8 protein-coding genes are annotated in these 7547 nt (G+C 69.5%); all 8 read right to left on the bottom strand.

What is annotated here, in order from left to right:
* Nucleotides 1–426: asparagine synthetase B (locus VFS34_05245; GenBank protein HET9793848.1), on the bottom strand; the 426-nt coding region annotated here is incomplete at its 3' end.
* A gap of 2 nt (nt 427–428) precedes the next feature.
* Nucleotides 429–1715 carry an ABC transporter ATP-binding protein gene (locus tag VFS34_05240; GenBank protein ID HET9793847.1) on the bottom strand — a complete coding sequence of 429 codons (1287 nt, stop codon included), beginning with the start codon at nt 1713–1715 and terminating at the stop codon, nt 429–431.
* Nucleotides 1712–2419 carry an acylneuraminate cytidylyltransferase family protein gene (locus VFS34_05235; GenBank protein HET9793846.1) on the bottom strand — a complete coding sequence of 236 codons (708 nt, stop codon included), beginning with the start codon at nt 2417–2419 and terminating at the stop codon, nt 1712–1714. The genes VFS34_05240 and VFS34_05235 overlap by 4 nt, the downstream gene beginning before the upstream one ends.
* Nucleotides 2416–3663 (bottom strand): UDP-N-acetylglucosamine 2-epimerase, encoded by a 1248-nt coding sequence (gene neuC / locus VFS34_05230; GenBank protein ID HET9793845.1) that lies wholly within the window; start codon nt 3661–3663, stop codon nt 2416–2418. The genes VFS34_05235 and neuC overlap by 4 nt, the downstream gene beginning before the upstream one ends.
* A complete protein-coding gene (locus VFS34_05225; protein HET9793844.1) occupies nt 3660–4733 on the bottom strand; it encodes an N-acetylneuraminate synthase family protein in 1074 nt (357 codons plus the stop codon). The genes neuC and VFS34_05225 overlap by 4 nt, the downstream gene beginning before the upstream one ends.
* Entirely contained in the window at nt 4723–5586 is an 864-nt protein-coding gene (locus VFS34_05220; GenBank protein HET9793843.1) for an ABC transporter permease, read from the bottom strand. The genes VFS34_05225 and VFS34_05220 overlap by 11 nt, the downstream gene beginning before the upstream one ends.
* Nucleotides 5583–6290 (bottom strand): 4'-phosphopantetheinyl transferase superfamily protein, encoded by a 708-nt coding sequence (locus VFS34_05215; GenBank protein HET9793842.1) that lies wholly within the window; start codon nt 6288–6290, stop codon nt 5583–5585. Before VFS34_05215 ends, VFS34_05220 begins: the two co-directional genes overlap by 4 nt.
* A partial coding sequence (locus VFS34_05210) for a non-ribosomal peptide synthetase (protein ID HET9793841.1) occupies nt 6287–7547 on the bottom strand: 1261 nt, incomplete at its 5' end. The genes VFS34_05210 and VFS34_05215, both read right to left, overlap by 4 nt.

The raw sequence follows: 7547 nt of genomic DNA, 5'->3' as shown, positions 1-7547 counted from the left end.
CTTGACCCCGAACCGGTCGCGGACGGCCCACAGGGTTCTCTCGACTTCGTCCCAGATCGCGAACGCGAACATCCCCACCAGGCGGTCGAGGCACCCGGGCCCCCAGGCCTCGTAGGCGGCGAGGAGGACCTCGGTGTCGGTCCGCGTCCGGAATCCGCCCTCGGGCCGGAGCTCGCGCGCGAGCTCGCGATAGTTGTAGATCTCGCCGTTGAAGACGATCAAGCGCCGCCCGTCGCGCGTCATCGGCTGGCGGCCGTTCTCGGAGAGGTCGATGATCGCGAGGCGGTTGTGTCCGATCGTGGCGCGACCGCCCGCCGAGACGAACGTCCCGGTCCCGTCGGGGCCCCGGTGCGCCTGGGCGGCGAGCATCGCGGCGAGCCGCGGCTCGCTTCGCTCCGCACCGACGATTCCGGCGATTCCGCACATCGTCAGCCCTCGCTCCGCCGCACGGTCCACTGCCCGGCAGGATGGAGGATGGCGTCCACCCGGCTGTGCCGCCCGGTCACGTCGAGCGGAACCTTGTCGGACACGTGCCGTGCTTTTCCGAAATTTCCCCAGAAGAGGACCTTGAAATAGAGCGAGTACAGGCCGGTGTTCAGCCACAGCGGCGGAATCCGCACCTGGATCGCGTAGTCTCCGCGGGACACGGCCTCGAGTCCGAGCTCCGTGCTCTCCTCGCGCAGGTGGAACACCATCCGGTTCTGCATGTCTTCGACGATGCAGAACAGCGAGAAGCCCGAGACTTCCTGGCGGATGGCCAGCCGCGTCCGGGCGTCGAAGGGCTCCGACTGGTCGATCGCGTTTTCCCCGGCCGGGCCGGTCACCCGCACGTTGCCGAACCCGGAAGCGGACGCCGCGTCGCCCTCGCCCTCCTTCGCCGCCTGGAACGCTCCGATCTGGGTGAAATAGGTCTCGATGCACTTTCCGACGTCGCCCGACTGGAGCACGCGGCCGTTCTCGAGGAAGAGACCTTTCGTGCAGAGCGACCGGACCGCCCCCATGTTGTGGCTGACGAAGAGCACCGTCCGTCCGGTGCGCGCGACGTCCTCCATCTTCCCGAGGCACTTCTTCTGGAAGAGCACGTCGCCGACGGCGAGCACCTCGTCCACGAGAAGGATGTCGGGCTCGAGGTGGGCCGCGACGGCGAAGGCCAGCCGGAGATACATCCCGGTCGAGTAATGCTTGACCGCCGTGTCGATGAACTTCGCGACCTCGGCGAACGCGACGATCTCGTCGAACTTCGCCTGGATCTCGGAGCGCCGCATTCCGAGGATCGCGCCGTTCAGGAAAACGTTCTCGCGCCCCGTCAGCTCGGGGTGGAATCCCGTTCCCACTTCGAGGAGGCTGCCGACCCGGCCGTGGATCTCCGCGACGCCGAGCGTCGGCTGGGTGATGCGCGAGAGGACCTTGAGCAGCGTGCTCTTCCCCGCTCCGTTCCGGCCGATGACTCCGATGACGTCCCCCCGGCGGACGTCGAACGAGACATCGCGGAGAGCCCACATCGTCGTGTCCCCCGCGCGGCGCCGGCGCGTGAAGCGGCGGACCGGAGCGGAGACGAGCGCGGAGAGGGAGTCCCGGATCGTCTTGTATCGCGGCCGGATCTCCCCGATGCGGTAGCTCTTCGACAGGTTCTCGACCCGGATCGCGATCGGCGAATCCGCCGCCGCCGGGGCTTCGAGCTCGGGGACGACCGGGGCGATCGTCGACGCGCTCATCGCGGACTCCCGCCGCGCGCGGCGGCGAGCGTTTCGGCGCGGCGCCAGTCGTCCATCTCGTCGAGGTTCACGACGTCCTCCTCCTCGGAAACGAAACCGGCGACCCGGTCCCCGTAGAGCGTTCCGCGCTCGAGCACCATCGCGGCGCGCGAGACGTAGACGGAACCGTCCCGGCAATACGCCGGCGGGAGCGCCTGTCGGCGCGGGATCGGCGCGCTCTCGCCCGTGGCGAGACGGATGAGGCCGTCGGCCGAGCGGAAATACACCCAGTGGGGATTGTGCTCGGGCGGGACCGGGACGACCGACACGACCGAGTCCGCGCCCGTGCGCTCGAGGAGCGCGACGCACGCGTCGATCGTCTCGGCGCGGCGGAACGGCGAGGTCGGCTGGAGCAGGCAGACGGCGTCGAACGTCTCGCCGTGCCGCTCGAGCCAGCGAAGCGCGTGCTGGACGACCGGGAGTGTCGGCGTATCGTCCTCCGCGAGCTCCGGCGGCCGCAGGAACGGCACCGCCAGTCCCGCCTCCCGCCCGGCCTCCGCGATCGCCTCGTCGTCGGTCGAGAGCACGACTTTCGCGAGGGAAGCGGCGGCGAGCGCCGCCCGCGCGGTGTAATCGAGGAGCGGCCGGCCGGCGAGCGGACGGAGGTTCTTGCGCGGAATGCCTTTCGACCCGCCCCGGGCGGGTACGAGACCGAGCGTCTTCATGCGTACGCGAGCCTCTTCTCGATGGTGAGCGGGCGCTCCGAGAGGAGCCCGGCGATCGCTTTCCCCGCGCCGCCGTTGCCGTAAACGTCGTCGGAGGCGTAGGGTCCGTGCTCGAGCTGCCGGCGGACCGCCGAGACGATGTCCCCGCACGAATATCCGACGTCGATGACGTTGCGCCCGCGGTCGCGCCCGCCCTGGCGCGAACCGATGTTGACGACCGGAACGCCGAGGAACGCGCACTCGCGGATCCCGACGCTCGAGTTGCCCACGAGGCAGCGGCTCGCGAGGATCACCCGGAGAAAATCGGACGGCGACATGTTCTTGAAGAACCGGATGTTCCGGGGCTTCTCCGTCTCCCGGAACGACCGGATCGCGTTCGAGGTCCCGTCCGACCCGGCGTCGACGTTGGGCCAGAACCAGAGCGTCGGGAGATCGAGCGTCCGGATCGCGTGAAGCGTCTCGGTCGCGTGTTCGCGCGCCTCCGCGTACTCGGTCGTCACCGGGTGCTGGAGGACGACGACGTACTCTCCCGAGAGATCCACTTCGGCGCCGACGCCGCCATACTTCGTGGCCGGATCGAACCGGATCGTCGGGTCCGCCGCGACCTCGGCCGCGACGTCGATCGACGGGCATCCGGTGACGAACACGGATTCGGGCGCCTCCCCCATGCGGAGCACGCGCTCCGCCGCGGGGCGCGTCGAGACGAAATGAAGATTCGACAGCTTCGTCACCGCGTGGCGGACCTTCTCGTCGATGGATCCCGTGATCTCGCCCCCCTGCACGTGGGCGACCGGAATGTTCATGTAGGAGGCCGCGACGGCGGTCGCGAGCGTCTCGTAGCGGTCGGCGACGGTGACGACGACGTCCGGCTTCAGGTTGTCGAACACGGTGGCGAGCTCGAGAAGGCCGAGCCCGGTGGTTTTCGCCATCGCCGCGAGGTTCTCCCCCTCGAGGACCATGTACACGCGCGCGGAGATCGGGAACCCGTCCTCTTCGATCTGACGCACGGCGGAGCCGTAGCGGTCGAGGAGCGCGGAGGCGCCGACGACGAGCTGGAGTTCGAGCTCCGGGTGGTCCTGGATCGCGCGAATCGCGCTCTTGATGCGGCTGTAGCTCGGGCGGGCGGTCACCGCGACGCAGACGCGGCGGCGGCGTCCGAGGCCGGACGGGACGATCGCTTGCACCGGTGCGCTCACCGGGCGTCCGTCCTGCGCGCCCACGGCGCGACCATCCTGCGCGCTCATCGCGCGGCCTCCACGTCCGAAAGGGCGAGGAGCTCGTCGGCGTGGACGTCGCGGACGAGGCGCGCGCCGACCAACTCCGGAAGGCGCGCCGCCGGAATCCCGCTCCCCGGCTTTTTCACCGCGAGAACGTCGCGAGTCAGGATCGTCCCGGCGGCGAGATCCCGCCCGGCGACGACGCTCTTCGTGAACAGTCCGCGAAGCGGCGCCGTCTCGCGCGCTGCCTCGTCCTTGTCGACCGGGTGCGCCCGCATCCGTTCGATGAACCGGATTCCCTCGACGAGCTGAGCGAGCTCCTCGAAGACGAGCGAGACGGGCACGTCGGGCCCGAACATCCGCCGCGAGAACGCGACGTGGACCTCGACGACGTCCGCGCCGAGCGTCGCGGCCGCGAGCCCCGGAAAGATCTTGCCGGAATGGTCGGAAAGACCCGCCGGAACCCCGTACCGCTGCCGGTAGAGCTCGAGAACGTTCACGCCGACCTTTTCGGGCGGACAGGGGTACGCGGACGTGCACTGGAGCAGGGCGAGGGGCACGCCGCGTCGGCGCACGCGGGCGACGGCGTCATCGATCTCCGGCCACGCGCTCATTCCGGTCGAGAGGATGACCGGCCGTCCGGTCGCGAGGATCGCATCGAGGAGGTCGCCGCTCCCGGTCTCCCCCGAGGCGACCTTCCAGGCCGCGACCCCGACGCCTTCGAGGAGGTCGACCGCCGCGCGGGAAAAGGGGGAGCTCAGGAACCAGAGTCCGCGCTCCTCGGCGTGCGCACGCAGCCCGCGCCACGCCTCCTCCGGAAATTCCATGCGCTTCCAGTAGTCGTAGCGCGTCGCGTCCTGCGGCGAGAACCGCACCCGCCACGGCTCGGCGGGCGTGCTCTCGGCCGCCGCGATGTGCGTCTGGAACTTGACGGCGTCGGCCCCCGCGTCGGCGATCGCGTCGATGAACGCGTGCGCCATGCCGAGGCTGCCGTCGTGCGCCTGCGCCACCTCCCCGATCACGACGCAGCCTTCCCCCCGTGCCGTCCGGCCGCGCTCCGGCAGCGCTTCGCGGAACGGCTTCCCCTCAGACCACATCGGCGAACGTCCTCTCCATCCGGCGGAAGTAGAAAGCGCCCGCGAGCAGCATCGCGGCCGACATGAGCCCGCTCGCGAGGATGACCGGACCCGGGCCGGTTCCCGTTCCGAGGAGCGCCCACCGGAAGCCTTCGACGACTCCCGTCATCGGGTTCAGGCCGTAGATCCAGGTCGGGATCCCGTGGGAGGCGAGCCACGTCGTCACCTTCGTCGACGGGTAGATCACGGGGGTGACGAAGAGCCAGAGCTGGACGACGAACGGGACGACGTACTTGACGTCCCGATATTCGACGTTGAGCGCGGACAGCCAGACCCCGACGCCGAGGGCGGTCGTGAGCGCGAGGAGCAGGAACAGGGGGAGCAGCACGATTCCCGCCGTCGGGTGAATGTGGTACGCGAACATCATCCCCACGAGGATCACGAACGCGATCGAGAAATCCACGACGCCCGCGAGAACCGACGACGCGGGGATGACGAGGCGCGGGAAGTACACCCGTTTGATGAGGTTCGAGGATCCGACGAGGCTGTCCGAGGACATCGAGAGTCCCTGCGCGAAGAACGTCCACGGAAGGAGACCGGCGTAGGAAAAAATCGGATACGGCAGACCTTCCGATCCGACGTTGGCGAGCTTTCCGAAGAAGATCGTGAAGACGATCATCGTCATGAGCGGCTGGATGACCGCCCACGCGGCGCCGAGCGCGGTCTGCTTGTAGCGGACCTTCACGTCGCGCCAGACGAGGAAGTAGAGGAGCTCCCGGTATTCCCAGATCTCCGCGAGCCCGAGCGACATCCAGCCTTGCGACGGGCGGATGACGATCGTCGGACGCTCGGGAACCGCCGCGACCGCGCTCACGCCCGTCCCGCCTCGAATCGGAGCACCGCCGGAAGATCGCCATCGACGGCGATCGTCGACACATAGCCTTCCGCGGGCGTCATGGGCAGGAGCCACCAGCGGCTCGTTTCCCCCGGCTCTCGATGTCCGCGGAGACGGCAGGGGTCCTTCGCCCCGACCGGCACCTCGAACGCCTCGAGGGGGTATCCGAGTCCATCGCCTCGCCCTTTCAGATAGGCCTCCTTTGCGGTCCAGCAACGAAAAAAAGCTTCGGAACGGATGCCTTCGGGCAGGGCCGCCAAAGACGCAACCTCCCCGGGAGCAAAAAACCTGCCCGCGATCTCTTCGCCGTCGAATCCGCGGCGGACTCGCTCGAGGTCCGCGCCGAGCTCGCGGTCTGCCGAAAAAGTGAGCAGGATGGCACCCTCCGAGCGCGAAAGGCTGAAGCGAAGGCGAGCATCGCGAATCCGCGGCTTTCCCGAAGCGCCGTATTCGAAGCGGAGCTCGCGGGGCGACGCGCCGAGATAACGGCTCGCGAGCGCGCGAAGGGCGCCTCGACCCGCCGCCCAACGTCGCCGATCGTCGGGAAAGCGGAACGATTCGGCCCGGTCGCGTTCGGCGGAGTCGAGGAAATCCGTCCATGCCTCGGTCTCCTCCGACGCGCCGGCCCGCGTGTCGTACCACCAGACGTGGATCTCGCCCGGAGGAAGCGCCATCGACGTCATGCCGGCTCCGCGTCCATTCGGCGGGAGATCTCCCCGGCGAGGCCGGCAACGGTCGGCTGCTCGAAGAGGAGCCGAAGCGGAAGCTCGACGTCGAACGTCGAGCGGAGCCGGGCGAGAATCCTCGTCGCCAGGAGGGAATGACCTCCGAGCTCGAAGAAGTTCTGGTCCACGCCGACGGTCTCCAGGCGCAGGACCTCGCGCCAGGTCCGCGCGACGAGCTCCTCGGTCGGATTCCGCGGGGACCCGCCGGAAACGCGCCGAGCGCGGCTCCGGGAGGCGAGCGCGCGGCGGTCGACCTTTCCGGACGGCGTGAGCGGAAAATCGTCGACGCGCTCGATCTCCGACGGGATCATCGGCTCGGGAAGACGGCGCCGCAGCCGTTCGCGGATCACGAAAGGATCGAAGGTCGCCCGCGGCTGGACGAACGCGGAGAGCCGCCGCTCCGGCGGCTCTCCGGCGGCGACGACGACGGCGCGCCGGACGTCGGGATCCGCCTCGAGATCGCTCTCGACCTCCGCCGGCTCGACCCGGACGCCGCGAATCTTCAGCTGGTCGTCGAGGCGCCCGAGGAACTCGATCGAGCCGTCGACCCGGCGCCGGACGCGGTCCCCCGTCCGGTAGAGGCGGCCCGCCCCGAACGGGTTCCGGACGAACCGGGTGTCGGTTTCGGCGGGGCGTCCGAGATAGCCGCGCGCGACCCCGGCGCCTCCGATCGCGAGCTCGCCCGGAACGCCGATCGGCGCGAGGCGAAGCCTCGAGTCGAGAACGTGGAGCGTCGTCCGAGCGACGGGCTCGCCGAGCGGAGGCGGGGTCGAGGCGTCCGAAACGACGCGGCCGATCGCGGACCAGATCGTCGTCTCGGTGGGTCCGTACAGATTCCAGACCTCGCATCCGCGCCCCCGGAGATCGCGGGCGAGCTCGGCGGAAAGCGCCTCGCCCCCCGAAAGGATCCGGAGATCGCGTTTCCCTTTCCAGCCGTCGGCGACGAGCATCCGCCAGGTCGCGGGGGTGGCCTGGAGGATCGTGGCGCCGGAGGTCTCGAGCCGCCGGGCGAGACGCCCGGGATCCATCGCTTCGTCTCTCTCGATCAGGACGAGCTTCGCGCCGGACACGAGCGGAACGAAGATCTCCGCGAGCGCGATGTCGAAGGAAACCGGCGTGACCGCCGCCCAGACGTCCGATCCGTCGACCCCCGGCCGGACGATCATCGACCGCACGAGGTTGGCGAGCGACCGATGCTCGACGAGGACGCCCTTC

Source organism: Thermoanaerobaculia bacterium, from assembly GCA_035717485.1.
Classification (GTDB): Bacteria; Acidobacteriota; Thermoanaerobaculia; order UBA5066; family DATFVB01; genus DATFVB01.
The sequence above is the reverse complement of the archived record's forward strand: the minus strand, read 5'-3'. Positions and strand labels throughout refer to the sequence as shown.